Origin of the sequence: Flavisphingomonas formosensis (assembly GCF_009755815.1) — a bacterium.
GTDB classification, from domain to species: Bacteria; Pseudomonadota; Alphaproteobacteria; order Sphingomonadales; family Sphingomonadaceae; genus Flavisphingomonas; species Flavisphingomonas formosensis.
The window spans coordinates 385,195-412,010 of sequence record NZ_WRPK01000005.1; the positions used below are offsets into that span (position 1 = coordinate 385,195).

24 protein-coding genes are annotated in these 26,816 nt (G+C 66.4%); 10 read left to right on the plus strand and 14 right to left on the minus strand.

Annotation, left to right across the window (positions count from 1 at the left end; genetic code table 11):
• Positions 1-126: 126 nt before the first annotated feature.
• The 5 genes from GQY20_RS16305 (at position 127) to GQY20_RS16325 (ending at position 6,043) form a co-directional block, all read left to right on the plus strand.
• Positions 127-789: a flavin reductase family protein gene (locus GQY20_RS16305; protein ID WP_157218159.1), complete on the plus strand. Its 663-nt coding sequence runs from the start codon at positions 127-129 to the stop codon at positions 787-789.
• Between the two features lie 144 nt (positions 790-933).
• Complete coding sequence (locus tag GQY20_RS16310; RefSeq protein ID WP_157218290.1) at positions 934-3,333, plus strand: CaiB/BaiF CoA-transferase family protein; 2,400 nt, start codon at positions 934-936, stop codon at positions 3,331-3,333.
• Between the two features lie 41 nt (positions 3,334-3,374).
• Positions 3,375-4,379, plus strand: coding sequence for an LLM class flavin-dependent oxidoreductase (locus tag GQY20_RS16315; RefSeq protein ID WP_157218160.1), 1,005 nt, complete (start codon positions 3,375-3,377; stop codon positions 4,377-4,379).
• 28 nt (positions 4,380-4,407) lie between these two features.
• On the plus strand, positions 4,408-5,052 hold the full coding sequence (locus tag GQY20_RS16320; RefSeq protein WP_157218161.1) for a nuclear transport factor 2 family protein: 645 nt from the start codon (positions 4,408-4,410) through the stop codon (positions 5,050-5,052).
• Positions 5,053-5,056: 4 nt separating this feature from the next.
• Positions 5,057-6,043 (plus strand): NADPH:quinone oxidoreductase family protein, encoded by a 987-nt coding sequence (locus GQY20_RS16325; RefSeq protein WP_157218162.1) that lies wholly within the window; start codon positions 5,057-5,059, stop codon positions 6,041-6,043.
• Between the two features lie 15 nt (positions 6,044-6,058).
• Here GQY20_RS16325 and GQY20_RS16330 read toward each other — a convergent pair whose 3' ends face one another.
• The 9 genes from GQY20_RS16330 to GQY20_RS16370 are packed head-to-tail and all read right to left on the minus strand — an operon-like array spanning position 6,059 to position 17,769.
• Positions 6,059-6,475 (minus strand): Zn-ribbon domain-containing OB-fold protein, encoded by a 417-nt coding sequence (locus GQY20_RS16330; protein WP_157218163.1) that lies wholly within the window; start codon positions 6,473-6,475, stop codon positions 6,059-6,061.
• 4 nt (positions 6,476-6,479) lie between these two features.
• Entirely contained in the window at positions 6,480-7,628 is a 1,149-nt protein-coding gene (locus tag GQY20_RS16335; protein ID WP_157218291.1) for a thiolase family protein, read from the minus strand.
• Positions 7,628-9,706 (minus strand): 3-hydroxyacyl-CoA dehydrogenase NAD-binding domain-containing protein, encoded by a 2,079-nt coding sequence (locus GQY20_RS16340; protein ID WP_157218164.1) that lies wholly within the window; start codon positions 9,704-9,706, stop codon positions 7,628-7,630. The genes GQY20_RS16335 and GQY20_RS16340 overlap by 1 nt, the downstream gene beginning before the upstream one ends.
• Positions 9,693-11,750 carry a PQQ-dependent dehydrogenase, methanol/ethanol family gene (locus GQY20_RS16345; RefSeq protein ID WP_408641120.1) on the minus strand — a complete coding sequence of 686 codons (2,058 nt, stop codon included), beginning with the start codon at positions 11,748-11,750 and terminating at the stop codon, positions 9,693-9,695. Before GQY20_RS16345 ends, GQY20_RS16340 begins: the two co-directional genes overlap by 14 nt.
• Positions 11,751-11,779: 29 nt before the next feature.
• Positions 11,780-13,318 carry an AMP-binding protein gene (locus GQY20_RS16350; RefSeq protein ID WP_157218165.1) on the minus strand — a complete coding sequence of 513 codons (1,539 nt, stop codon included), beginning with the start codon at positions 13,316-13,318 and terminating at the stop codon, positions 11,780-11,782.
• 36 nt (positions 13,319-13,354) lie between these two features.
• Positions 13,355-14,701 carry an MFS transporter gene (locus GQY20_RS16355; RefSeq protein WP_157218166.1) on the minus strand — a complete coding sequence of 449 codons (1,347 nt, stop codon included), beginning with the start codon at positions 14,699-14,701 and terminating at the stop codon, positions 13,355-13,357.
• Between the two features lie 21 nt (positions 14,702-14,722).
• Positions 14,723-15,949 (minus strand): acyl-CoA dehydrogenase family protein, encoded by a 1,227-nt coding sequence (locus tag GQY20_RS16360; protein WP_157218167.1) that lies wholly within the window; start codon positions 15,947-15,949, stop codon positions 14,723-14,725.
• A gap of 19 nt (positions 15,950-15,968) precedes the next feature.
• Positions 15,969-16,703, minus strand: coding sequence for an SDR family NAD(P)-dependent oxidoreductase (locus tag GQY20_RS16365; RefSeq protein WP_157218168.1), 735 nt, complete (start codon positions 16,701-16,703; stop codon positions 15,969-15,971).
• 43 nt (positions 16,704-16,746) lie between these two features.
• Entirely contained in the window at positions 16,747-17,769 is a 1,023-nt protein-coding gene (locus GQY20_RS16370) for a phosphotransferase family protein (protein ID WP_157218169.1), read from the minus strand.
• Positions 17,770-17,863: 94 nt separating this feature from the next.
• Between GQY20_RS16370 and GQY20_RS16375 the strand changes: the two genes are divergently transcribed.
• The 4 genes from GQY20_RS16375 to GQY20_RS16390 are packed head-to-tail and all read left to right on the plus strand — an operon-like array spanning position 17,864 to position 20,427.
• Positions 17,864-18,583, plus strand: coding sequence for a TetR/AcrR family transcriptional regulator (locus tag GQY20_RS16375; protein ID WP_157218170.1), 720 nt, complete (start codon positions 17,864-17,866; stop codon positions 18,581-18,583).
• A gap of 45 nt (positions 18,584-18,628) precedes the next feature.
• Entirely contained in the window at positions 18,629-19,801 is a 1,173-nt protein-coding gene (locus tag GQY20_RS16380) for an acetyl-CoA C-acetyltransferase (protein ID WP_157218171.1), read from the plus strand.
• Between the two features lie 60 nt (positions 19,802-19,861).
• Positions 19,862-20,128, plus strand: coding sequence for a CopG family ribbon-helix-helix protein (locus GQY20_RS16385; RefSeq protein ID WP_157218172.1), 267 nt, complete (start codon positions 19,862-19,864; stop codon positions 20,126-20,128).
• Positions 20,125-20,427, plus strand: a complete 303-nt coding sequence (locus GQY20_RS16390; protein WP_157218173.1) for a type II toxin-antitoxin system RelE/ParE family toxin — start codon at positions 20,125-20,127, stop codon at positions 20,425-20,427. Before GQY20_RS16385 ends, GQY20_RS16390 begins: the two co-directional genes overlap by 4 nt.
• 36 nt (positions 20,428-20,463) lie before the next feature.
• Here the strand turns inward: GQY20_RS16390 and GQY20_RS16395 are convergent, their stop codons facing one another.
• From GQY20_RS16395 to GQY20_RS16415, 5 genes are all read right to left on the minus strand, one after another.
• A complete protein-coding gene (locus tag GQY20_RS16395; RefSeq protein ID WP_157218174.1) occupies positions 20,464-22,149 on the minus strand; it encodes an acyl-CoA dehydrogenase family protein in 1,686 nt (561 codons plus the stop codon).
• Positions 22,146-23,021, minus strand: a complete 876-nt coding sequence (locus tag GQY20_RS16400) for an enoyl-CoA hydratase (protein ID WP_157218175.1) — start codon at positions 23,019-23,021, stop codon at positions 22,146-22,148. Before GQY20_RS16400 ends, GQY20_RS16395 begins: the two co-directional genes overlap by 4 nt.
• Before the next feature lie 24 nt (positions 23,022-23,045).
• Positions 23,046-23,828: an SDR family NAD(P)-dependent oxidoreductase gene (locus tag GQY20_RS16405; protein WP_157218176.1), complete on the minus strand. Its 783-nt coding sequence runs from the start codon at positions 23,826-23,828 to the stop codon at positions 23,046-23,048.
• Positions 23,828-25,087: a CaiB/BaiF CoA transferase family protein gene (locus tag GQY20_RS16410; RefSeq protein WP_157218177.1), complete on the minus strand. Its 1,260-nt coding sequence runs from the start codon at positions 25,085-25,087 to the stop codon at positions 23,828-23,830. The genes GQY20_RS16405 and GQY20_RS16410 overlap by 1 nt, the downstream gene beginning before the upstream one ends.
• Before the next feature lie 167 nt (positions 25,088-25,254).
• A complete protein-coding gene (locus tag GQY20_RS16415) occupies positions 25,255-25,650 on the minus strand; it encodes a c-type cytochrome (RefSeq protein WP_232476089.1) in 396 nt (131 codons plus the stop codon).
• 131 nt (positions 25,651-25,781) lie between these two features.
• On the opposite strand from GQY20_RS16415, the gene GQY20_RS16420 reads away from it, so the two are divergent.
• Positions 25,782-26,720 (plus strand): DMT family transporter, encoded by a 939-nt coding sequence (locus tag GQY20_RS16420; RefSeq protein WP_157218179.1) that lies wholly within the window; start codon positions 25,782-25,784, stop codon positions 26,718-26,720.
• Positions 26,721-26,816 lie beyond the last annotated feature (96 nt).

A 26,816-nucleotide genomic window follows, 5' to 3' on the forward strand; every position in this document is an offset into this window, starting at 1 on the left:
CCCCGCGAGGGCGGGGATCCATGTCTCTCAATCTATTCGACGACATTCGCGGTAGAGAGAGACATGGGCCCCTGCCTTCGCAGGGGCGACGGAGTTTCGATATCCGACGAAAGGGAAATCCGCCCGATGCAGTTCGACATGCGCAGCCTGCCGATGGCGGTCCGCTACAAGATCATCACCTCGACGATCACGCCCCGTCCGATCGCCTGGATCACCAGCATGTCGGCGTCTGGCGTGGTCAACGCGGCGCCCTACAGCTTCTTCAACGCGGTCGGCAGCGAGCCGCCGCTCGTCGTGCTCGGCCTGCTCAAGGAGCCGGCATCCCGTACCCTCAAGGATACGGCGCGCAACATCGTCGAGACCGGCGAATTCGTCGTCAATCTGGTCTGCGAAGATGATGCCGAGATCATGAACCAGAGCAGCGCCGCCGCGCCGCCCGAGGTGAGCGAGATCGACTATGCCGGCATCCGGACCGAACCCAGCGTCGTGGTCGCGCCGCCGCGCATCGCGACGAGCCCCGTGAGCTTCGAATGCCGCAAGGTGGCTGCGCTCGACATCGGCACGCAGCAGACGGTGATGATCGGCGAAATCCTCTATGCCCATGTCCGCGACGAGTTCGTCTCCGATCGAGAGCGCATCTATTTCGACACGCCGGCGATGAAGCTGATCGGCCGCACCCACGGCAGCGGCTGGTATGTCCGCAACAGTGATGCCTTCCAGCTCGAACGGCCGCGCTTCGATCCCTCGCGCCTCGCGCCTGCCGGCGAGGATGAAGCGGCTGGGAAGTAATTCGAACCTACTGTGCAAAATTACTTGCGCTGACGGTCAATTTGGTGTCTGGTTTTGCGGAGCCCTTCTCTCTGCGCGTCTCCGCGCCGGGCAGGGATGATCGATAAAGCAGAGCCGCATGAGGCCCCCTCATAGGAGTGAATGATGCCCGGTCCTCTCGATCATCTGATCGTCATCGAGGCGGCGCAGTCGATGCCGGCGGCGATCGCCACGATGCTGCTCGCCGATCATGGTGCGGACGTGACCAAGGTCGAGCCGCGCGGGGGATCCTTCTTCGCGCATGATCTCACCCGCAAGAGCTGGGACCGCGGCAAGCGCAGTGTCGAGCTGGATATCGCCGATGCGGCCGATCGCGATCGGTTGCGTGGCCTGCTGGCCGGGGCGGACATCTTCGTCCATGCGATGGAGGAGAAGGAGGCCGAGGCGCTCCGGCTAGACGCGGCGTCGTTGAAGCAGGATTTCCCGGCGCTCGTCGTGGTGGCGCTGACCGCTTATGGCGCCGATACGCCTTATGCCGAGCGCCCGCATGGCGAGGGGCTGGCGGCCGCGCTGCTCGGCACGATGATCGACAAGGGCAGCCCGTTCCGCCCCGGCCCGGTCTATCTTGGCCATCCCGCGCTCCATTATGGACAGGCCTTCCTCGGCGTGATCGGTGCGCTCGCTGCCGTCCGCGCACGGCGCCATATTGGCATCGGCCAGCGGGTCGAGGCCTCGCTGCTCGATGCGATGATCGCCCAGTCGCCGATGAACAACTGGTGGCAGGAAGACGGCATCTCCTACATCAAGAAGGGCGATTCCGGCGCGATCGACCGCTTCGGCCGTACCCGCCTCGTCACCGCCATGTTCGAATGTGCCGACGGCAAGTTCCTGCAGTTCCATTCAGGCGGCCCGGGCGGCTTCAAGGCGGCGATGGACGTGCTCGGCTTCGGCGATCGCGTGCAGGCGATCAAGGGTGCCGAAATGGCGGTGCCGCTCACCGACGACGAATATCATATCGCCCGTGTCGAGATTTTCGATGCGTTCAAGCAGAAGCCGCGCGACGAGTGGATCAGGCTGCTTCATGCGGCCGATGTCGCGGCGCTGCCGGTGCTGGAGCCCGCCGAGGTGCTGCTCGACGATCAGGTCGAATTCGTCGGCCAGCGGATTGCCCTCGACGATCCGGATTTCGGCACCGTCTATCAGGCGGCCCCGGCGCTGCAATTCATCAACAGCCCGCCCGCGACGCCCGAGCCCGCGCAGCCGGTCGGCGCCTCCAATGGCGAGCTGGACAGGCTGGCCGCACGTCCCGCCCGCGCGGCTGTGCCGGCGGAGGCCAAATTGCTGAAGCGCCCGCTCGAGGGCGTCAAGGTGGTCGATTTCTCGTCCTTCTTCGCGGTCGGCTATGGCGGTCGCCTGCTCTCGGATCTCGGTGCGGACGTGATCAAGATCGAGACGCCGGAAGGCGATCAGATGCGCCCGCTGCCCGACGTGTTCGATGCGGCCCAGCGCGGCAAGCGCGACATCGTGCTCAATCTGAAGACGCCCGAAGCATTGGAGGCGGCGCATCGCCTCGTCGCTCAGGCCGACGTCGTGACCCACAACCTGCGTCCCGGCAAGGCCGACAAGCTCGGCATCGGTTATGAGCGGCTGTCCGCGATCAACCCGAAGCTCATCTACGCCTATATGCCCGGCTACGGCTCCAGGGGCCCGAAGGCGCTGCTGAAGAGCTTTGCACCGCTGGTCTCGGGCTGGACCGGCCTGCTTTACGAAGGCGGCGGCGAAGGCAATCCGCCGACCCGCTCGGTGTTCGGGAACGAGGATTATAATAACGGCTTTCTCTGTGCTGCCGGCGTCCTGATGGCGCTCGAGCGGCGCAGCCTCACCGGCACAGGCGACTATATGGAATGCCCGCAACTCCATTCGAGCCTGTGGACCACGTCCGAGCATTTCCTCGATGCGGACAAGAAGGTGGTCTACGGCTTCCGCCTGGATAAGGATCAGGCGGGCTATAACGCGCTGGATCGCAATTATCGCACGACCGACGGCTGGCTGTGCATCGGCTGCCGGTCGGATGCGCGCTTCGCTGCGCTGGCCGCGGCCGTCGGCATGCCCGAGCTGATCGGCGACGCGCGTTTCGCCACGCCGCGGGATCGATCGGCCAACGATGCCGCGCTGCAGGCGCTGCTAACCCCCTTCTTCGCCGACAAGACGAGCGCGGAGGCCTTCGCCCTTCTCGACGCGGCAGGCGCTGCATGCGAGATCGTGCGCGAGACGAGCTGGGTGCAGGAGGCATTGTGGCAGGATTGGGCGATGGCGTCCAACCGCGTCATCGAGGACAAGGATTCGATGTACGGCCACGTCCGCCAGTTCGGCAGCTTCGTGAAGCTCAGCGAGACGCCGGGCTTCGCCAGGGGATCCGCGCCGCGCCTTGGCGAGCATACGCGCGAGATCCTCGGCGAGGCGGGTTACTCCGCCGCCGAGATCGAGGCGCTGATCGCCAGCGGCAAGGCTATGGTCGCCAAGAGCAATACCGGCCGGATCGATTCCAAGGTGTCGGCGGCCTGATCCGTCGACCTCGATAAAGGCCATAATCGGGAGCCCTGAGGGTGCAGCTCAATCTTCGCTACGACATGAACCGGCCCGAATTCGGCGCCTCCCATCCGGCAATGTACAAGACGGCCATCGAACAATCCGCCTGGGCGGACAAGCTCGGCTTCACCCAGGTCTTCCTGGCCGAGCATCATGGCACGGAAGGCGGCTATTGTCCGTCGCCGATGATCCAGGCGGCATCGATCCTTGGCTCGACCGACCGGATCGTCACCCATTTGTCCGCGCTGGTCGTGACGATGCACGATCCGCTGCGCCTTGCCGAAGATCTCGCGGTGCTCGACAATATCGGCCCGGGCCGGGTCTGGCTGACTGCGGGCATGGGCTATCGTCCGCACGAATTCGCGATGTTCGACAAGGACATCACCAAGCGTCTCGGCATCATGAACGAGACGCTGGCGGCGCTGAAGAGCGCGTGGACCGGCGAGCCGTTCGAATTCCGCGGCCGCACCGTGCTGGTGACGCCGCCGCCGGCGACGCCGGGCGGTCCGAAAATCTACATGGGCGGATCGACCGAGAAGTCCGCGATCCGCGCGGCCAAGAACGGCTATCAATATTTCCCCGGGCACCCCGATCTCTTCCTCCTCTACAAGGAGGAACGGGCAAAAGCTGGTTTCCCTGAGCCCGAGGCGCTGCGCAAGCCGGCGGCGAGCTTCCTGTTCGTGTCCGACGATCCCGATCGCGATTGGCCGCGGGTCGCGCCGCACGTCGCTTATGCCACCAACGCCTATGCCGAATGGGCGAAGGAGCGCGGCGTGGGCCAGACGCGCTACAAGGCCGCCGAGACGGTCGAGGCGCTGAAGGCGATGCCGAACATCAAGGTGGTAACCCCGGACGAATGCTTCGCCTATCTCAAGGAGCTCGGGCGCGGAACCGCCGTCACCTTCCACGCGCTGCTGGGCGGGCTCGATCCCGAGCTGTCCTGGAGCAGTCTGAAGCTGTTCGAAAAGGAGGTTCTGCCGCGCCTGCGCGCCGAGCCGGGCCTGCTCGAGATGTGCGACTGAGGGGCGCGAGAGACGAGGGAGAGAGTGCATGAAAGATAATGAACGCCGCGCCACGCTGCGCGCGATGCTCGCCGTTCCGCTCGCGATGGCGGCGACCGGCGCCGGCGCCGCCGCGCCGAAGGGCAGGGGCGGTGCTTCGGGTGGCCTGGCCGAGCGCATCGACGTGCTCGAATCCAAGGACCAGATCACCGCTTTGCTCTACGCCTATGCCCGCGCCAACGATCGCGCGGATGAGGCGCTGCTGCGCAGCTGCTTCTGGCCGGAATCGACCCATAAGCACGGCAAGTTCGAAGGCAAGTCGTCCGATTTCGTCGGTTTCGCCTTCAAGATCGTCTCGGCGCTCAAATATGCCTGCCACCATATCTCCAACGTCACCGTCGAGATGAAAGGCGACAGAGCCTTTTCCGAATGCTATTATTTCGCGCAGCACCGGCGCGATCGGAAGGACGGCCAGGGTGAGGAAGACGTCTTCTTCCAGGGCCGTTATCTCGATTTCCTCGAGCGTCGGAACGGCGAATGGAAGATCATCCGCCGTCGCGGCCTTTCCGATTATACCTCGCCGGCATTCCCGTCCGAAACGCCTTATTCGGCGTGGCCGGCCGGGCAGCACAGCGTGAAATATCCGGACGACGATTTCTACAAGATGCAGCAGGAGTTCCTGGCGGGAGCCTGAGAGCGTGCGCGCGATCCTGTGCGAACGGCACGGGCCACCCGAAAGGCTGGCCCTGCGCGATATCCCGCCGCCCGAGCCTGCGCCCGGCGAGGTTCGGCTGCGCGTCCAGGCGGCGAGCGTCAATTTCCCGGACGCGCTGATCATCCAGAATCTCTACCAGACCAAGCCGCCGCTGCCGTTCGGCCCCGGCAGCGAGGCGGCGGGTTTCGTCGATGCGGTGGGCGAAGGCGTCGGGGATTTCCATGTCGGCGATCGCGTCGCGGCAATGACCACCTTCGGCGCCTTCGCGGAGCAGGTGGCAGTTCCGGCCGCCCGGGTTCTGCCGCTGCCGGAGACGATGTCCTTTGAAGTCGCCTCGGGTTTCACCGTCGTCTACGGCACCGCGATTCACGCGTTCGAGCAGCGCGCGGCGCTGCGCAGCGGCGAGACGGTGCTGGTGCTCGGTGCGGCCGGCGGCGTCGGGCTCGCGGCGATCGAAGTGGCCCGGGCGATGGGCGCTCGCGTCATCGCGGCGGCCTCTTCGGAGGAGAAGCTGGCGCTTGCCCGCCGTCACGGCGCGGACGGGACGATCGACTATTCGCGCGAGGATTTGCGCGCGGGAATCCGGCGGATCGCGGGGGACCGGGGCGTCGACGTGGTCTTCGATCCGGTCGGCGGGGCGCTTGCGGAACCGGCCTTTCGCTCGATCGAGCGCAATGGCCGCTATCTCGTCGTCGGCTTCGCGGCGGGCGACATTCCATCGATCCCGCTCAACCTGCCATTGGTGAAGTCCGCCGCGATCATCGGCGTGTTCTGGGGCTCCTTCGTGGTCGCAGACCCCGAGGCGCATCGGCGCAATGCCGAGCGCCTCTACGATTGGCACGCACGGGGCCTGCTCGTGCCCGAGATCAGCCGCCGCTTCCCCTTGGAGGAGACGGCGGCCGCAATCCGCTGGGTGATGGACCGCAAGGCGCTCGGCAAGGTGGTGGTGACGATCGGCGAGGCGGGCTGAACAGCCCTGTCTGGTTCAATCGATCGGAACGAAGCCGGCGATCCAGTGGTCGCCGGCCTCAACCGGCTTGAAGCGCAGCCGCATGCCGCAGGCCGGCGCCACGCCCTCATCCTCGATCAATATGCCGGGAACGCGCACGCCCGGCGCATCGTCCGGTTCGAACAGGACGCAGGTGAACGGCACCTCCGCCTTGTGATCGCCGGGCAGGAGGCTGCGCACGATGGTGGTGTAGGTATAGGCCCGACCTTCCGGCGAGACCGCACGCCATTCCAGCACGGCATCGGGTTTTCCGGGCACGACTTCCGGCGGATACCAGATCCATTCGCCGGTCTCGGCATCGGCGGTGATGCGCAGCTCGCCCGCGGCGAGGCCGTCGTAGAAGCCCTGCAGCAGCGGATCCTCGAGATGGACCGGATAGACGGGAATGCCCATTGGCTCAGCTCCGCGCGAGGATGGTGGTGGAGTGCGAATTGCCGCCGAGGCCGGCGACGGCGCAGAGCCGCGCATTCGGCACCTGCCGCGCGCCCTCCCGCCCGCGCAGCTGCCGCACGCCCTCGATCATCAGGTTGATGCCCGGCACATAGCCGCCGGACATGTGGCCGCCGCTGGTGTTGACCGGCATCCGCCCGCCCGGCCGGGCATGGCCGGCGGCGTAGAAGCGCGGACCCTCGCCCCGCTCGCACAGGCCCAGCATCTCGGTCTGCACCAGCGCGGAGATGGTGAAGCCGTCGTAGATCTGCGCGAGATCGAGGTCCTTCGGATCGCAGCCCGCCATCGCATAGGCGCGGGCGGCGGATTCGCGGCCGGGAAACTCGAAGGTGCTGGGCTTCTGGGTGAACAGCACGCCCTGCGGATAATTGTTGTAGCCGAGGCCGACGCCCTGCACCGCGATCACCGGGTGCGGCATGTCGCGCGCTTCCTCGACCGCGCTCACGATATAGGCGCAGCCGCCGTCGGTGGTGAGGCAGCAATCCGCGACGCGCAGCGGCGTGGAGATCATCGGGCTCTTGCGATAGGCCTCCAGATCCATCGGATCGCGCCGCTGGGCGCTGGGGGTGATCTCCGCCCAGGCGCGGTAGGTCATCGGAACGGAGGCCTGCTCCTCCTCGGTCATGCCGAACTCATGGGCATAGCGATTGGCCATGCTCGCGAAATAGGTGGGCTGGCCGAAGAAGCCGGCGGGCATCTCGATCCCCGCCTTCTGCGGCTCGCGCGCATGGACCGCATAGACGCCGCCCGGCTTGTTCGACCAGATGGCGTAGGAGACCAGCACGTGCCGCGCGAGGCCGGCCTCGATCGCGAGCTGGGCCAGCTCGATCGCCTGTCCGCAGGTGGCGGTGCCGCCCGCGGAATCCACCGCCGCGCAGAAGCGTTTCTCGCCGCCGCCGATGGCATGGGCGATCTCGTCCGAGCCGTGGCCGACATATTTGTTGGCGATATAGCCGTCGATGTCGGCGGGCGTGAGCCCGGCGTCGGCAATCGCCGCCAGGCTCGCCCGGGTGAGCATCTGCATCACGGTCTGGTCGCCCTTGCGCAGGAAGGGCGTTTCGCCGACACCGGTGATGGCGATCCGGTTGGGCTTCATCATAGGTCCTTGAACCCCTTGCCTTCCGCCGCCAGCCGCTCGATCAGCGGCGAGGGCGCGAAGCCGTCGCCATGGGCCGCCTGCAGCGCCTTCAGCTTTTCGAGCACCACCGGCACGCCCTGGAGGTCGCCCCAGAACATCGGGCCGCCGCGATAGCGCGGCCAGCCATAGCCGGTGATCCACACGATATCGATGTCGGACGGCCTTGAAGCGATACCCTCGTCGAGGATGCGGGCGCCCTCGTTGACCATCGCGAAGAGGATGCGGTCGAGTATCTCGTCGGCCGGCACCTCGCGGCGGGCGATGCCCTCCTTCTTCGCGAAGTCCTCGATCACCTGGAGGGCGACGGGCGAGGGGACGCGGTTGCGGTTCTCGTCATAGTCATAATAGCCGCCGCCGCTCTTCTGGCCGTGGCGCCCCATCTCGTTGAGGATCTCGCGCACATTGGCGGAACGGGTCGTCTCGCGGTTCCAGCCGACGTCGAGGCCGACCAGATCGCGCATCTGGAAATGCCCCATCGGAAAGCCGAAATCGTAGAGCGCCGCGTCGACCGCCTCGGGGCTCGCGCCCTCCAGCACCAGCCGGTCCGCCTGGGTGTTGCGCGCCGCCAATATGCGATTGCCGACGAAGCCGAAGCCGTTGCCGACGAGCACGCCGATCTTGCCGATCGTCTTGGCGAGCTTCATCGCGGTGACGATGTTCGCTGGCGCGCTGTCCTTGGTGCGCACCACCTCGAGCAGCTTCATCACATTGGCCGGCGAGAAGAAGTGCAGGCCGATGACGCTCTCGGGCCGCCCGGTCGCCGCCGCGATGGCGTCGATGTCGAGATAGCTGGTGTTGGTGGCGAGGATCGCCCCCGGCTTGGCGACCGCATCGAGCCGTGCGAACACGTCCTTCTTGACGTCGATCTGCTCGAACACCGCCTCGATGATCAGGTCCGCGTCGGCGAGGTCTTCCAGCGCGAGCGAGCCGGTGAGCAGGCTCATGCGCTTCTTGAGATCCCCGGCGCTCAGCTTGCCCTTCTTCGCCGTCGTCTCATAGTTGCGGCGGATGATGCCGAGCCCGCGATCGAGCGCCGCCTGGCTGGTCTCGACGATGGTGACCGGGATGCCGACGTTGAGGAAGTTCATCGCGATGCCGCCGCCCATCGTGCCGGCGCCGATCACGCCGACTTTCGCGATCGGCAGGGTGGGCGTGTCCGCCGGGATGCCGTCGATCTTGGCGGCCTGGCGCTCGGCGAAGAAGACGTGGCGCTGTGCGGCGGACTGGCTGTCCTGCATCAGCACGTCGAACAGCGAGCGTTCATAGGCGAGCGCATCCTCGAACGGCTGGTCGACCAGCGTCGCCTCGACGCAGCGGATATTATATTCGGGCGCCAGGAAACCGCGGAACTTCTTGGCGTTCGCCTTGCGGAACTCGGCGAATATTTCCGGCCTGGCGCGAGCCTCGTCGAGCTTGTCGGTCTTATCGCGCACCTTGACCAGCGAACGGCCCTCGTCGAGCACGCGGTTTGCGAAGGCGATCGCGTCGGCGCGGAGTTGCCCTTCGCCGGCGAGCTCGTCGAGCAGGCCCATTTCCAGGGCGGATTTCGCGGACACCGGATCGCCGCTCGTCACCATTTCCAGCGCCTTGGGGATGCCGACGATGCGGGGCAGGCGCTGCGTGCCGCCGGCTCCCGGCAGCAGGCCGAGCTTGACCTCGGGCAGGCCGCATTTCGCGGACGGCACGGCGATGCGGTAATGCGCGACGAGGGCGAGCTCCAGCCCGCCGCCGAGGGCGGTGCCGTGGATCGCGGCGATCACTGGCTTGGGCGCATTCTCCACGATCTTCTGCAGCTCGCGCAGCGACGGCTCGACCTGCGGCTTGCCGAACTCGGTGATGTCGGCGCCGGCGAAGAAGGTCCGGCCCTCGCAGATCAGCACGAGCGCGCCGACGGCATCGTCGGCGATCGCCTTCTCCACGCCGCCCGCAATCCCCTGCCGCACCGCATTGGAGAGCGCATTCACCGGCGGCGAATTGACCGTGATGACCGCGATCCGGCCTTCCACCTCGTAGGTGGTGACGTCATTGACCTTCATTCAGCCCTCTATGTGTTGATGCGCCCGGCCTGCCGGCGGCTTGCGCGGCCAGGACCTCGCGGGCGCGTTGACGGAGATAATGCTGGAGCGCGCCGATATGCTGATCGTCGAGCTCCTCGAAGCGGGGCATGCCGCGTTCCATCAGCATCCCGTCGCGCAGCACGGCGGTGAAGCTGTCATGGTCCATCGGGATGGGCGACTGGAGAAGATCGGGGGCCGCGCCGCCCGATACGGCGCCGGCGCCGTGGCAGATGGAGCAGCGCTGGCCGAAGATCAGCGCGCCCGCTTTCGCCTTGGCGGGATCCACGGTGAACGCCGGATCGTCCAGCACGGGCGGCTGCTCGTCATTCGCCGGCGGCAGCTTGGCCTTGCCGCCGAGCGCAAAGGTGAGGAGCCGCCACTGCTGCGTGCGGTAGTTCCATTCGCGCGGCAGGCCGGTGGCGCTTGCGAAACGGGCGCCGGCGATCACCGAGACATATTCGCGGCCGTTCGCGCGATAGACGATCGGCTGCGCCATCACCGCGGTCTGCGCGTCGAAGGACCAGAGCGGCTTACCGCTGGTCGCGGCATAAGCGACGAAGCGGCCGCCGGCATTGCCCTGGAACAGGAGATTGCCCGCGGTGGTCGCAGTGCCGCCGCCGCCGCGGATGCCGGGCATCGGCACCCGCCAGGCCTCTTTCTGCGTGGCCGGGTTCCAGGCGAGCAGGAAGCTGGTGGCCGGCCGATCCGGCACCACGCCGGGCGGCGGCGCGCCCGTGCCGACGCTCAGCCGCTGTCCGTCGAGATGCTTCCAGTCCTTGAGGCCGCCCTCGGGATCCACATAGACGCGGCCCTGGTCCATCGTCGGGATATAGACGAGGCCGGTCGCCGGGTTGAACGACATCGCCTCGATATTGTGCGCGCCGAAGGGGGAGGGATAGACGATCGCCGGCTTGCCGCCGGGATAGCGCGCTTCGGGATTCTCCACCGGGCGCCCGGTCGCGACGTCGATCCGTTTCGCCCAGTTCACCGGCACGATATTCTGTGCCGAGATCAGCTTGCCCGTCTTGCGATCGAGGACGTAGAAGAAGCCGTTCTTCGGCGCATGCATGATCACTTCGCGAACATGGCCGTCGATCTTCAGATCGGCCAGTTCGATGTCCATCGCCGAATTATAGTCCCAGCTTTCGCCCGGATTGGTCTGGTAATGCCAGACATATTCGCCGGTATCGGCGTCCAGCGCGACGATCGAGCAGAGGAACAGATTGTCGCCGCCGCCTGGGCTGCGGATCTTGCGGTTCCAGGGCGAGCCGTTGCCGATGCCGATGTAGATGCGATTATATTTGGGATCATAGGCCATGGCGTTCCAGACGGTGCCGCCGCCGCCATATTTCCACCATTCGCCCGTCCAGCTCTTCGCGGCCATTGCCATGGCCTTGTTCTCGAAGCCTTTCGCCGGATCGCCCGGCACGGTGTAGAAGCGCCAGAGCTGCCTTCCGGTCGCCTGGTCATAGGCGGTCACATAGCCGCGGATCGGGGCGAAATCGGCGCCGCCATGGCCGATGATCACCTTGCCCTTGAACACCCAGGGCGCGCCGGAGATGTAGCGCTCGTCATCCGCGCCGACCGTCATCACGCTCCACGCCGGCTTGCCGGTCTTCGCGTCGAGCGCGGTCAATTTCCCGTCGATCGTGCCGACGAAGATCTTGCCATTGTCATAGGCGAGGCCGCGAATGCCCCAGGCCGCGCGCAGCTTGCGGCCCGCAGTCTTCCACGCTTGCGCGTCGAACGTCCACAGCTCCCGTCCGGTCGCGGCCTCCACCGCGCGCACGAAGCTCGAACCCGAGGCATAATAGAGCACGCCGTCGACCGCCACCGGCGCGGAGAGCGCACTGCCCCCGTCGTTGATATCCTTGAACCAGGCGAGGCCGAGCCCGCTCACGGTGCGATCGTTGATCTCGGTGAGCGGGCTGTAATGGTTTTCGGTCGAGCCGCCATAATGCGGCCAGTCCCGCCCCTCCTGGATGGCGGCATCGGGTGCCGAGCGGCCGGCGAGCAGCAGCAGGGCGGCGAAGGCGATCGGCGCGCGCACAATCAGCCTCCGATCGTCCGATCGGACGGCCAGTAGCGCTGGCGCAGCGCCCGCTTGTTCACCTTGCCCATCGCCGTGCGGCCGATATCGTCGACCATCTCATAGCCGCGCGGGCATTTGTAGCCGGCGAGCGACGCGCGGCAGAAGGCGTTCAGCTCGTCGGCCGTCGGCGGATCGGACGGGTCGCGCGGAATGACCAGCGCGCGGGCTTCTTCGCCCATCTCCTCGTTCGGCGCAGCGACCACCGCCACGTCGGCCACCTTCGGGTGGCGCAGCAGGACATGCTCGGATTCGGCCGGATAGATGTTCACGCCCCCGCTCACGATCATGTCGGAGACGCGATCGGTGATGAACAGATAACCGGCCTCGTCGACATAACCCATCTCGCCCAGGGTGAAGACGCCGGGGGCGATGTGCGCGGCGGCGGTCTTTTCCGGATCGCCGCGATAGACGATGCCATGGCCGCTGGTGTCGCGGAAATAGACCTGGCCGACCTCGTTCGGGCCGAGCACCTGGCCGTCCTCGCCATAGATGACCGTTTCGAACGGCGGTAGGGCCTTGCCGACCGAGCCGGGCCGCTCCAGCCATTCGGCGGAGCTGATGAAGGTGGTCGATCCCGCTTCGGTGCCGCCATAGGCTTCCACCAGCACGGGGCCGAACCAGTCGATCATCGCCCTCTTAACGTCGCGCGGGCAGGCCGCGCCGGTGTGGGCGAGGCGCTGCACGCTGGAAACATCATATTTGGCGCGGGTCTCGGGCGGCAGCGCGAGCAGGCGCTGGAAATGGGTCGGCACCATCACCGATCCGGCAATGCGATATTTCTCGATCAGCGCTAGCACCTTCTCGGGATCGAAATGCTCGACGGTGACGAGGCTCATGCCGGCGAACAGGTTGCGTGCCATGCCGAGCGGGCCAGTGTGGTAGAGCGGGCCGACCGCGATGCCGGGGGAGGGCGTGACGCGCGGGCGCAGGGTTTCGGCCAGTTCGCGCACCGTGGCGACGCGTGGGAAATATTGCGGCGGGGTGTCGGTGGCCTTGGGGCGGCCCGTGGTGCCCGAGGTATAATGGAGATGCGGCAGCGGCGGCACCTCGTGATCGGGCTCGGCATCCGACGCCTCGGCGATCCATTCTTCCCAATGGATCAGGCCCGCGCGCGGCGCGCAGCGCCAGCCGATCACCGTTGCCACGCCTGCTTCCGCCGCCGCGGCGATGCCGGCTTCCGCCGTCTCGGGGCCGACGAGCACGGCCACGGCGCCCGAATCCTTCAGGATATAGGCGGCTTCCGACGGGGTGAGATGGAAACTCACCGGAACGCTGGAAATGCCGGCCTCCAGGCAGGCGACATAGGCGATGACGGTTTCGACGCTGTTCGGCGCGAACACCGCGACCCTCTTGTCGTCCGCGAAATCCAGCCCGCTGAGCGCGTTGGCCGCGCGATTGAGGATCGGATCGAGCGCGCGCCACGTGTAGGTGACGCGTTCGTCGGCAAGCGCGAATGCGTCGCGACGCGCCGGATCGACGCCGGCCATGGCTAAAGACATGGGTGCTCCTTTGGGATGGGCGAGGGCGCGCGAGGGTCAACCATGGACCGACGTCTGCGCGATGATGGTCGAGGAAAGATAGCGGAGCGCGACCCGGAAGGAGACGAGCGCCAGCACGGCACCGGCGAAGACCACGATGCCCAGCGAATAGCCGAGCATCGCTTCGTTGCCGAACACATATTCGGTGAGGCCGGCCACGATCGCGGGGCCGGCGCCGAGGCCGAGAATGGTGAAGACGAACAGGAAGAAGGCCAGCATCTGCGCGCGCGCCGCGCCGGGCGCGATCAGCGCCATCACCGACGACACATAGACCATGAAGGGCACGGTGATGAACTGGGCGACACAATAGCAGGCGAGGAAGACATAGGCGTTCGTCGCGAAGAACATGTAGGCGATCACCGGCAGGAAGGCGAGGATCAGCCAGCTGTAGAAGCGCAGATGCGCATCCTTCATGCCCCGCGCGAAGAGCCGGTCGACGATCCATCCGTTCACCACCAGCGACAGCGCCGAGACGATGTTCATCAGGCTGAGCGCGAGGCCATATTGCTTCGGCTCCCAGCCGAAATGCCGCTCGATATAGGTCGGCACCCAATTGGTCATCGAATAGCCGCAGATTGCGAGACAGGAGGTGCCCGCCAGCATCAGAGCCAGCAGCCGCCAGTTGGTGCGCACGAAGGCCCGCGTCTCCGCACGCTGCGCCTCCTTGTCCATGGTCTCGCGCACGCGCTTGCGACCCGGATCGGGGAAAGTGAACAGCAGCGCCGCGATCAGGATGCCTGGCACGCCGATCATCATCATCACCAGCTGCCAGGGATGGGCCGGGCCGTGGAAGGGAATGTGCACGCCCTCATGCGCCGTCGCGAAAGCGACCGCCGCGCCGCCGAGGCCGAATGCGGTGGCCGAGCCCACCTTGCCCGCCATCTGGAAAGTGGAGGTGGCGCGGGTCAGGAGGTGCCGCGGAAAGCCGTCCGCGATCAGCGAATAGGCGGCCGGCAGCAGCGCCGCCTCGCCGACGCCGACGAAGATCCGCGCGATCAGCAACTGTTCGAACGTCTGGGCATAGCCGCAGGCGGTGGTCGCGATCGCCCACAAGGTCACGCCGCCGAAGATGATCCAGCGACGCGAGAACCGGTCCGCCGCCCAGCCGAGGGGCAGACCGAAGATCGCGTAGAAGATCGCGAACGAAGTGGAGGTGATCATGCTCACCTGCACGTCGCTCAGCAGCAGATGCTGCTTGATCGGGGTCACCAGCATCGAGATGGTGAGCCGATCCACCCAGGAGAAAACGTACAGCGCGAACAGCACCGCGACCATCCACCAGGCCTGGCCGAGGCGCGGCGTCTCGCTCCGCGACGCGGTCTGGGTCTCAATCCGGCTGGCCATCGCGATGCCCTCCCAATCGTCTCAGCGCACCGGCAGCGCGTTCAGCTCGGCGATCTTCTGCTTGCCGAGCTGGGCCAGATGCACTTCGTCGGGGCCATCGGCGAAACGCAGGTAGCGCGCGTTCATGAAGGCAGAGGCAGGCGGGAAGTCGCTGCTCATGCCGATGCCGCCGAACACCTGCATCGCGCGGTCCGCGACGGTCTGGGTCATGCGCGGAGCGACGATCTTGATAGCGGCGATCAGGTCCTTGGCGACCTTGTTGCCATAACGATCCATCGCATCCGCCGCCTTCAGGGTCAGCAGGCGCGCTTGCTCGATCTCGCAGAACGAGAGCGCGATATCCTGGCGGATGCTGCCCTGGTCCGCCAGCTTGCGGCCGAAAGCGACGCGGTTCTCGACGCGGCGAGCCATATATTCCAGCGAACGCTGCGCCTGGCCGATCAGGCGCATGCAGTGATGGATGCGGCCCGGCCCGAGGCGGCCCTGGGCGATCTCGAAGCCGCGGCCCTCGCCGAGGATCAGATTTTCCTTCGGCACCCGCACGTCGGTGAACGTGATCTCGGCATGGCCGAAGGGCGAGTGGACCGAGTGGAGCACGTCGAGCGGGCGGACGATCTCGATGCCCGGCGTGTCGCGCGGGATGAGTATCTGCGAATGCTGCTTGTGGCGCGGCCCCTCGGTCGAGCTGCGGCCGAGCAGGATGAAGATCTTGGTGTTCGGATCGAAGGCGCCCGAGATCCACCATTTGCGGCCGTTGATGACATAGTCATCGCCGTCCGCCTCGATCCGGGTGGCGACATTGGTCGCGTCGGAGGAAGCGACCTCCGGCTCGGTCATCACATAGGAGGAACGGATCTCGCCGGCGAGCAACGGCTTCAGCCATTTCTCCTGCTGCTCGGGCGTTCCATAGCGGGCGAGCACTTCCATATTGCCGGTGTCGGGCGCCGAGCAGTTGAAATATTCGGAAGCGCCGATCACGCGGCCCATCAGCTCGGCGAGGGGCGCATATTCGAGATTGGTGAGGCCGGGGCTCCATTCGCCATATTCATGCGGCAGGAACAGGTTCCAGAGGCCCGCCGCCTTGGCCTTGGCCTTGATGTCCTCGATGCCCGGCCACCGCTTCCAGAGATTGGCGGGGTCATCGTGGAAATGATCGCGCTCCTTCTCGATCGGATAGACATGGGCATCCATGAAATCCGTGATCTGCGCGCGAAGCGCCTTCACCTTGTCCGAATATTCGAAGTCCATCGTCCAACCTTTCAGCGCGTCAGAGAGTGAGGCCGCCATCGACGACGATGGTTTGACCGCAAATGTAACTGGCAAGGGGGGAGGCAAGGAACAGCGCGACCCCCGCCATCTCTTCGACCGTGGCGAAGCGGCCGAGCGGGATCTTCGCCAGCGCACGCTCGCGGCGTTCCTTATGGTCCATCGTCACCTTGGTCATCTTGGTGTCTACGAGGCTCGGCGCGATGCCGTTGACGCGGATGCCGTCGCGCGCCCAGGCCTGGGCGAGCGCGTGCACCAGATTGACCGCGCCGGCCTTGGATGCCGCATAGGCGGGATTGCCCATGGTGGCCCGGAAGGCGCCGATCGAGCTCACCACGATGATCGATCCCTTGGCCGCCGCCAGCCGGTCGTGCAGCGCGGTCGAGATCAGCATGATGCTGTCGAGATTGATGGCCATCACCTTGCTCCAGCCCTCGCGCTGGAACTCGCGCCGGCCATAGAAGACGGCGCCCTGCGAATGGACGAGAACGTCGATCGTCTCGAACGGTGGCGGGGCTGCGGCAATCGCGTCGGGATCGCTCACGTCGACCTGGGTGTAGCCGAGGCCGGAAAGGTCCGATCCTTCCTCTCCCTCATAATCCGCTGCGCTCGCGCGCGTGCCCCAGACATGGACCTGGGCGCCCCGAGCCAGGAAGCCGCGCGCGATGCCGTTGCCGATGCCGCTGGAGCCGCCGACCACCAGCACGGTCTTTCCGGAGAAATCGAGGTCGTTCATGGGGTGGGGCAGGTCCTTGAGGGTGTGACGGTTGAGAGAGCGTTCATCGCGTCAGCCTGTCTGCTCGTTCGAGCAGCGCGATGGCGCGGCCGTGGAGCCGGTCACCGACATCCTTCGGTGCCTTGCCCGCGCAGGCGCGGGCATAGGTTCCTTCGAGGAGGATGCCGAGCTTGTAGCAGGCGAGGACATGATACCAGTCGACTGCCGAGAGATCGCGCTCCGATGCGGCCGCGTAGCGGGAGATCAGCTCCGCGGCTTCCGGAAAGCCGATCCAAGGCGTGACGGAAACGGTGCTCTCGCTATCGCCTTCCGGCCAGGTCGCCAGCAGCCAGCCGAGATCGAGCAGCGGGTCGCCGATCGTGGCCAGTTCCCAGTCGATGATCGCGGCCAGTTCCGGCCCATCGGGACGAAACATCACGTTGGCGAGATGATAATCGCCATGCATGATGCCGGGCATGAAGGTTTCGGGGCGGTGCCGCTCCAGCCATTTGCCGACGCGCCCGACCGCGGGCAGGCTGTCCGGACCGGGCCATTCCGCGAATTCGCCATAGCCGGCGAGCTGGCTGCGCCAGCGGGCGACCTGCCGGCCCAGGAAATTCTCCGGCTTGCCGAAATCGGTGAGTCCGACCGCGCGATAATCCAGCGCACCCAGCGCGGCGACGCCGTCGACGAGAGCGAGGCCCATCGCATACTGGATCTCCGCGGAGCTCGCATGCGGTTCGGGCAAGGTGCCAACCGGATTGAACCCTTCGACGGGCTCCATCAGATAGAAGGCGGCGCCCAGCACGGCCTCCTCGCCGCAGGCTGCGATCAATCCGGGATGCGGCACGTTGCTGCCGGCGAGCGCGCGCAGCACGCGAGCCTCGCGGCGCATGGTCTCGTTCGAGTTGGGGCGCGGATGCTGCGGTGGACGGCGCAGCACATAATCGCGTCCGTCGCGGGTGAAGCGCAGCAGGATGTTCTGCGTGCCGCCAGCCAGCGGGACGATGTTCTCGATCGCTCCGGTGCCCAGCTGCTGCGATGTCATCCAGGCAGCAAGCGACTCGATGTTAATCGCCGAATCCACTCAGACATCCTCGCATTTCCGGCGCTTATGTCGCCGATTAGGTCAATTGGATAATGCGCTTGACTGATAGGGATTGCAATGAGATTTTGCACTCATGGTTAGACTTCAGATCGCCAGGAGCGATGAACAGAGCCGCAGCGCAGCCGCCGAGCATATCAAGCGGGTAGCATTGCGCCTGTTCGCCGAACGGGGCGTCGACGGTGTCACCGTGCGCGAGATTGCGGCAGCGGCGGGCCAGAAGAATCACGGAGCCGTCGGCTATTATTTCGGATCGAAGGAAGCGCTCGTCCGTGTGATCATCATGGATGGCGCGGTGGAACTCGAGCAGCTCCGCAATGCCGCGCTCGACCGGCTGGAAGCAGAAGGCGGGCCGCGCTCGGTGCGCGAGATCGTCGACGTGCTGATCCTGCCGGTCACGGCGCTGGGCGACCGCTATTATATTCGTTTCGTCACCTTGTTCAGCATGTCGCATCGCGATCTCATGCTCGATGCGATCGATCCGCGCTGGAATCGTGCCTATGGCCGCTGTCTCGATCATCTGCGCAGGCTGATGCCGCAGCTGTCGCCCGGCCTGCAGAATCAGCGATTCATATTCATGGGCGCCTGTCTCGGCGCGGTGCTTTCCGCGCGCGAGCGCGCACTGGCGGACGAGAGCCGCGATCATCCGATGTGGGGCAGCGAGCATGGGTTGGAGCATTTCGCCCAGGCGCTGACGGCCCTGCTCGAGGCGCCGGTGGACCTGCCCGCCGCGGCGATCGCCCAGATCGAAGGGCGCGCCGCGCCGCTTCCGGAGACGCGCGGGCCGGTCGGCTGAGCCGGCACCGCGGCATTATTCATCCCTATTGAGCGAGAGGAAATCATGGCGGAAGCATATATTGCGGCGGTTGCGCGCAGCGCCGGCGGCAAGCGCGGCGGACGGCTGGCGGGGGTCCATCCTGCGGACCTGGCCGGCAAGGTGCTGGCGGGCCTTGTCGAGCGCAGCGGCATCGATCCCGCAGCGATCGAGGATGTGATCATGGGCTGCGCCTGTCCGGGCGGCGAGCAGGGCGCGAACATCGCGCGCAACGCCGTGCTTGCGTCGGGGCTGCCGGAGTCGGTGCCCGCGACGCATGTCGACCGGCAATGCGGCTCCTCGCAGCAGGCGCTGCATTTCGCCGCGGCGACGGTGATGTCCGGCGCGATGGACGTGATCGTCGCCGCCGGCGTCGAAAGCATGACGCGCGTGCCGATGGGCCTGCCCTGGACGCTGCCGGCCCAGCACGGCTTCGGCACCTATCGCAGCCCGGGCATCGAGGCCCGCTATCCGGATACGCCGTTCAGCCAGTTCGGCGGCGCCGAGATGATGGCGACCAAATATGGCTTCACCCGCGAGGACCTCGATCGCTTTGCGCTGGAAAGCCACAGGCGCGCGGCGGCGGCCACGGAGGCCGGCAAGTTCGCGGGCGAGATCGTGCCGATCGAGGTGGTGACGCCCGAGGGCGAGACGGTGGTCCACACGGTGGACGAGGGCATCCGTTTCGATGCCAGCCTCGAAAAGATAGCCAGCCTCAAATTGCTGCGCGAGGGCGGTGTGATCAGCGCGGGCAACGCCAGCCAGATTTGCGACGGTGCCGCCGCGCTGCTCGTCGTCAACGAGACCGGCCTCAAGGCGCTGGGCCTTACCCCACTGGCGCGGGTCCACCACATGACCGTGATCGGCCATGATCCGGTGATCATGCTCGAGGCGCCGATCCCGGCGACCGAACGGGCGCTCGCGAAGACCGGCCTCGGCATCGACGACATCGACCTGTTCGAAGTCAACGAAGCCTTCGCGTCGGTGCCGCTCGCCTGGCTCAAGGCGCTCGGCGCGGATCCGGCGAAGCTCAACGTCAATGGCGGCGCCATCGCGCTCGGCCATCCGCTCGGCGGGTCGGGCTCCAAGCTGATGACGACGCTGGTCAGCGCCCTCCACGATCGCGGCGGCCGCTACGGCCTGCAGACGATGTGCGAGGCGGGGGGCATGGCAAACGTGACGATCGTCGAACGGCTCTGAGGCTGGCATTGTCTGCGACATGTGTTAGATTGTACACATATGATCGCAGAGGTTATTGCCATGAGCAGCACGACGATGACGATCCGTCTCCCGGTGGAGGTTCACGATAAGCTCGGCCGTCTTGCGCAAGGCACGAGACGCAGCCGATCCTTCCTGGCGGCTGAAGCCTTGGCGGCCTATGTCGACCGCGAGCTCGCGATCATCGAAGGGATACAGCAGGGGCTGGCGGATGTGGCGGCGGGCCGGGTGACGCCGCACGATCAGGTGATTGCCGAGCTCGACGCCATGATCGATGAGGTGGAGCGAACCAAGGCCCGCCGGGGGTGAGACGCGTCGAGTGGTCGAACGCGGCCAGGCACGATATCCGCACCCAAGTTGAATATATTGCCGCCGAAGATCCCCAGGCCGCCCGCCGGATCGTGGCGATAGTGAATCACGTCGGCGAAAGCCTCGGCACTTTCGCTACGGGACATCCTGGGCGGGTTGCCGGCACCTACGAAAAATCGGTGCGTGGCTTGCCCTATGTCATCGCATATGCGCTGACCGATGACGACGCGGCGGGGTCGATCCTGAGGGTCATCCATACGTCGCGGGATTGGGGCGAGGACGATTGGCCGGACGATTGAACCATCTGTCGACGGCCGACCGATATCGCTCTGCGATCAGTTCCCCCCGTCCAGCAAACGCCGTGCGATCACCTGGGCCTGGATCTCGCCGGCGCCTTCGAAGATGTTGAGGATGCGCGCGTCGGCGAGCAGGCGGCTCGCCTGATACTCGGTGGCGAAGCCGTTGCCGCCATGGATCTGGAGCGCATTGTCGGCCGCGGCCCAGGCGACGCGGGCGCCGATCAGCTTGGCCATGCCGGCCTCGAGATCGCAGCGCTTGCCCTCGTCCTTCTGGCGCGCGGCGAAATAGGTGAGCTGGCGGGCGCCCATGATCTCCGCGGCCATCATCGCCAGCTTGTTGGCGACGCGGGGGAATTCGAAGATCGGGCGGCCGAACTGCTTGCGGTCCAGCGCATAGCCGAGGCCGACGTCGAGCGCGGCCTGGGCGACGCCGATCGCGCGCGCCGCCGTCTGGATGCGCGCGCTCTCGAAGGTCGCCATGAGCTGCTTGAAGCCCTGGCCCTCGACGCCGCCGAGCAGGTTGGCGGCGGGCACGCGGAAATCGTCGAAGCCGATCTCATATTCCTTCATGCCGCGATAGCCGATCACCTCGATCTCGCCGCCGCTCATGCCCGGGGTGGGGAACGGATCGGCGACGGTGCCGCGCTCTTTGGGCGCGAGCAACATCGAGAGGCCGCTATAGTCCTTCGTGGCGGGATCGGTGCGGACCAGCAGCGTCATCACGTCGGCGCGCGCCGCGTGGGTGATCCAGGTCTTGTTGCCGCTGACGCGATATTCGTCGCCGCTGAGCGTCGCGCGGGTGCGCAGCGCGCCGAGGTCGGAGCCGGTATCGGGCTCGGTGAACACGGCGGTCGGCAGGATCGCCGCGCTCGCGATCTGCGGCAGCCAGTGCGCCTTCTGCTCGGGCGTGCCGCCGGTCAGGATCAGCTCGGCGGCAATCTCCGACCGGGTGGCCAGCGATCCGACCCCGATCCAGCCGCGCGACAGCTCCTCGGACACGACGCACATCGCCGTCTTGCCCATGCCGAGGCCGCCGAATGGCTCGGGGATGGTCATGCCGAACACACCCATCGCACCGAGCTCCTCGACCAGCGGCAGCGGGATCAGCTCGTCCTTGAGATGCCAGTCATGGGCATGGGGCGCGACCTTCTCCTGCGAGAAAGCGAAGAACTGGTCGCGGATCATGTCGAACATCTCGTCGAGCCCGGCATTCTCCAGCGTCGCGCGGCCGCGCGCATCGGCGAGATGGCGGGCGACGGCGGTCTTCACCGCCTGCGTGCCGCCCTGGCGGATCAGCGTGCCGAGCGCGGGCGCATCGAGCGCCGAGACGTCGTCGGCGAGGTCGCCCGGGCGGATCACCTCGCCCTGGTTCATCGGGATGCCGCCGCGCAGCTGCGCGCCATATTCGGCAAAGAGCACTTGCGCGAGCAGCGCCTCGATCTCGCCAAACTCCCCCTTCGCATCGAGCGCCGCCGCCCAATGCGCCACTTCGCGCATCAGCTCGGCATAGGAGGCGAACCAGCCGAAGCCGTGGACGACATGCTGCTCCTCGTCGGCGCGGCGCCTGTCGACACGGCCGTTCGCGCCCGCGATCCGCGCCTTCACCTGCGGCTGCGCGGCGGCGACGAAGGCCTGCGCCGCATCGGCCGCGCCGGCCAGCAGCGAGAGAAGATCCGGCAGGATGGGCGCTTCAGGCATTTCGGCCAGCACTGCGTTCGTCATCCTTCGCCTGCCTGCTTCTTGTTCGCGCTCGCCATCGCCTTGGCATCGAGGCCGCCGACGAGATGGCCGGTCATCAGCTGGTTATGCGCATGGGCGAGGTGGTGCATGTGGAACACGGCATCCATCGCGGTGCGCTTGCCGCGCAGCTCCTCGACATGGTTCACTGCCTGCTTGGTCAGCGCCATGCCGAAGCGGTCGCGCGTCGCCAGCTCGGCGGCCATCTTCGCCACCTCCTCGCGCAGCGTCTCGCGCGGGTAGATGCGATTGACCATGCCGAACTGATAGGCGCGCTGCGCCGGCATCCGCTCGCCGAGCAGCAGCAGCTCGCGCGCCACGCGCGGCGGCAGCTCGAAGGCATGGGCGAAATATTCGACGCCGGGCTGCGCCATGCGCACCACCGGATCCTGGAAGAAGGCGTCCTCGGATGCCACGATCAGGTCGCACACCCAGGCGAGCATCAGTCCGCCCGCGATGCAGGCGCCCTGCACCATCGCGATCATCGGCTTGGGGATGTCCTGCCAGCGCCGGCAGAGGCCGAGATAGGCGTCCTGCTCCAGCACATATTGCCGCTCTGCGCCGCCCTTGTTGAGGTGATCCCACCACAGCAGGGTGCGGCTGCGCGGCAGGTTGGAATCCTTCTCGGGCGTGCCGATGTCGTGGCCGGCCGAGAAATGCTTGCCCTCGCCGCCGAGCACGATGACCTTGACCTCGTCATCCTCCACCGCGCGCTTGAACGCGGCGTCGAGCTGATTGAGCAGCCGGTAATTCTGCGCGTTGGAATATTGCGGGCGATTGAGCATGATCCATGCCACCGCATCCTCGACCATATAGGTCACATAGTCCGGCTCGTCCGGCTGCGTCTCCGTGGTCATGCCCTTGCCTTTCTCCGCTCGCGCTCAGCGCGGCCCCATCCGGATGCCGCCGTCCAGGCGCACATCCTCTCCGTTCCAATAGTCGTTCTCGATCATCGCCAGCGCCATCGCCGCATATTCCTCCGGCCGGCCAAAGCGCTTCGGGAAGGGCACGCCGGCGCTGAGCGAGGCGCGCACCTGCTCGGAGGCGCGGGCCATCAGCGGCGTGTCGAAGATGCCGGGCAGGATGGTGTTGACGCGGATCCCGTCGTTCATCAGGTCCCGCGCCAGGGGCAAGGTGAGGCTGACGATGCCGCCCTTGGATGCCGCATAGGCAGCCTGGCCGATCTGACCGTCTTCGGCCGCGACGCTGCCGGTGTTGATGATCACGCCGCGCGCGCCATCCTCCAGCGGCTCGAGGTCGAGCATGCCCTTGGCGGACTTGGCGCAGCAGCGGAAGGTCCCCACCAGGTTGATCTGGATGATCCGGTCGAACTGGTCGGTCGGAAAGGCCTTGGTCTCGCCGGTCGCCTTGTCGCGGCTGGCGGTCTTGATCGCATTGCCGGTGCCGGCGCAGTTGACGATGATCCGCTCCTGCCCATGCGCCGCGCGCGCCTTCGCGAAGCCCTCATCCACCGACTCTTCCGACGTGACGTCGACCTTGCAGAACAGGCCGCCAATCTCCTCGGCCGTCTTCGTGCCGGTCTCCTCGTTGAAGTCGAACAGGGCGACCTTCACGCCCTTGGCCGCCAGCGCGCGCGCGGTGGCCGCGCCCAGGCCGGAGGCTCCGCCGGTGACGATCGCGGATACGGTGCTGTCGAGCTTCATTATTGTCCTTCCTCGGATTTGCGCGCTCCGGATGGGCGCTGGGCGATCGCACCCCGGGCGTCGAGCGCGTCGAGCGTCTCGTCGTCGGCCGCAAGCCAGTCGCGCAGGATGTCGCGGGTATGTTCGCCGACGCGCGGCGGGCTGTATCGATAATCGGCCGGAGTCGCGGACAGCTTGCCCGGATAGGCGACGGTCGGGATCTCCACCCCATCCTCGCGCACGAAGCGGTGCACGGTGCCCCGCGCCTCGACGAAGGGATCCTCGAACACATCCTTGATCGTGTTCACCGGCCCCGCCGGCACGCCGCAGGCAACGAACCGCGTCATGAGCTCGTCGCGCGGAAAGCCGCGCACCAGATCCTGGACGATCGCCTCGATCGCGTCGCGGTTGATCAGCCGCTGGCGGCTGGTGGCGAATCGCGGGTCGGTGCCGAGCTCAGGCACCCCCATCTCGGCGCAGAGCGCGCGGAACTGGCGGTCATTGCCGACGGCGATGATCATCACGCCGTCCGCCACCTCGAATGTCTTGTAGGGAACGACGGTGGGATGCCGGTTGCCGAGCCGGCCCGGCACGATGCCGCCCACCAGCCAGTTCATCGACTGGTTGGCGAGCATCGCGATCTGGGTGTCGAGCAGCGACACGTCGATCCGCTGCCCTTCTCCGGTGCGCTCGGCGTGACGCAGGGCCGCGAGGATGCTGACCGTCGCATACATGCCGGTCGAAAGGTCGCACATGGCGACCCCGGCACGCAGCGGCCCGCCATCCTCCTCGCCGGTGATGCTCATGAAGCCGCCCATGCCCTGGGCGACGAAATCATAGCCGCCGCGGTCCTTATAGGGGCCGGTCTGGCCGAAGCCGGTGATCGAGCAATAGACCAGGCGCGGGTTGATCGCGCTCAGCGACTCGTAATCGAGGCCGTATTTCCTGAGGCCGCCGACCTTGAAATTCTCGACGACGATGTCGGCCTGCGCGGCAAGCTTGCGGATCAGCTCCGCCCCCGCGGGATCGGCGAGGTTGATCGCCGCCGACCGCTTGTTGCGGTTGCACGACAGATAATAGGCGCTCTCGCCGATCTCCGGCTCGCCATCGGCGCCGGTGAGGTAGGGCGGGCCCCAGGCGCGGGTGTCGTCGCCATTGCCGGGCAGCTCGATCTTGATCACGTCCGCGCCGAAATCGGCAAGGATCTGCGTGGACCACGGCCCCGCGAGCACGCGCGAGAGATCGAGCACCTTGACGCCGTCGAGCGCGCGGCCGCTCATGCGCCCGCTCCCGCGTTCGCCGCGCACGCTGCCGTCTCGGCTTTCGATATGATGTCCGGAAAGCGCATTCGGCTCCTGCCCCATATTCTATTGCTTCCTGTGACATGGCAGATAGCGTTGCCCGAGACGAGCCACAAGCATTTTTGCACTAGGGGATACTTTTCCTCTCACTTCGCCTTGGTTGTGGTGCGCAGATAGGCGATCAGGTTCGCCCGATCGGCCGGGTTGGCGATGCCCGGAAAGGCCATGCGCGTGCCCGGCACGGCCGTCATCGGCTTGGCTATGAAGGCATCCACCGTCTTGTCGTCCCACACGATCTTCGATGCCTTCATCGCGGGCGAATAGGCGAAGCCGGGCACCGTGCCCGCCCTGCGTCCGAACATTCCGGAAAGCGACGGGCCGAGCCTGTTCTTGCCGGGCTCCACCGCATGGCAGATGGCGCAGCGCATGAAGAGGGTCTTGCCCTTGGCAGGATCCGCCGCCTGGGCGTGGGCGGACGAAGCGAGCGCGCCGATGGCGGCAGCTGCGAGAGCGAACGTCACGGCGTCACGATACAGGGGCACACGCAAACTCCTTCTTTCATTGTTCGCATAATTCTATACCAGTGTGCACGAATTAGCGATGGCTTATCCCGTCGCATATTGAAACGGGTGCGGGCAGCGCGGGCCTGGCAGCCACCAGGAAGAGGAAAATCATGGCTACGGTCGACCACAAGGCCGACAGCGCGCATTTCGGGCCCGTCGGCCTGTCCGTCGCGATTCTCGTCGATATCATGTTCGCGCTCAACGTCGTCGCGATGAAGGTGGTGGTGACGGCGACATCGCCGCTGCTCTCCGTCGCGCTCCGCATGGGTGCGGTCTTCCTCTTCTGTGCACCGGCCTTCCGGCTCGTGCCGGGGCGCAACCGGGCCCTGGCGCTCTACGGCTTCCTCAATGGCGGCCTGTTCCTGCTGCTGATGAATCTGGCGCTGTTCATGGCGACCAATGTCGGCACCCTCGCGATCGCAGGGCAGCTCAGCGTGCCTTTTTCGCTCCTGCTCGGCGCGCTGATCTTCGGCGAGCGGCTTTCGTCGCGCAAGATCGTCGGCATCGTGCTGGCCTTTGCCGGCGTCGCCATATTGGTGTTCGATCCACATATTCTCGGCGAGATACCGGCGGTGCTGATCATGGCGGCCGCGGCTTTCACCTGGGGCGGGGCGACCCTGATCCAGCGGCGGCTGGGCGGGATCCCGGTGATGACGATCCAGGCCTGGAACGGGCTGATGGGTGCGGCGGTGCTGGCGCCCTTCGCGCTCATCTTCGAGCCCGGGACGCTCGCCAAACTGCCGCAGGCGAGCGGGGAGGCGATCGGCTGGTTCGCCTTCTCGGTGCTGGGCTCGACGGTGATCGGGCAGGGGGCGCTCGCCTGGCTGCTGCAGCGCCATCCGATCTCGACGGTGATGCCGCTGATGCTCGCCTCGCCGGTGATGGCGACGCTGTTCGCTTCGCTCTATTTCCACACGCCTATCACGCCGGTGATGGCGTTCGGCGGGTTGCTGGCACTGGCGGGGGTGAGTCTGATTGCGTTGACGAAAGAGGGGGTGAGGGGTGACGGCTCTAAGCCATCGGAAGTCAATCAGACCCGCTCATCCTGAGTAGCCATTGAGCTTGTCGAAATGGCGTATCGAAGGATCGGCCGAAGCGTTTGTCCTTCGATACGGGTCTTCTTCGGGTTCCCACGAAAATGCCAT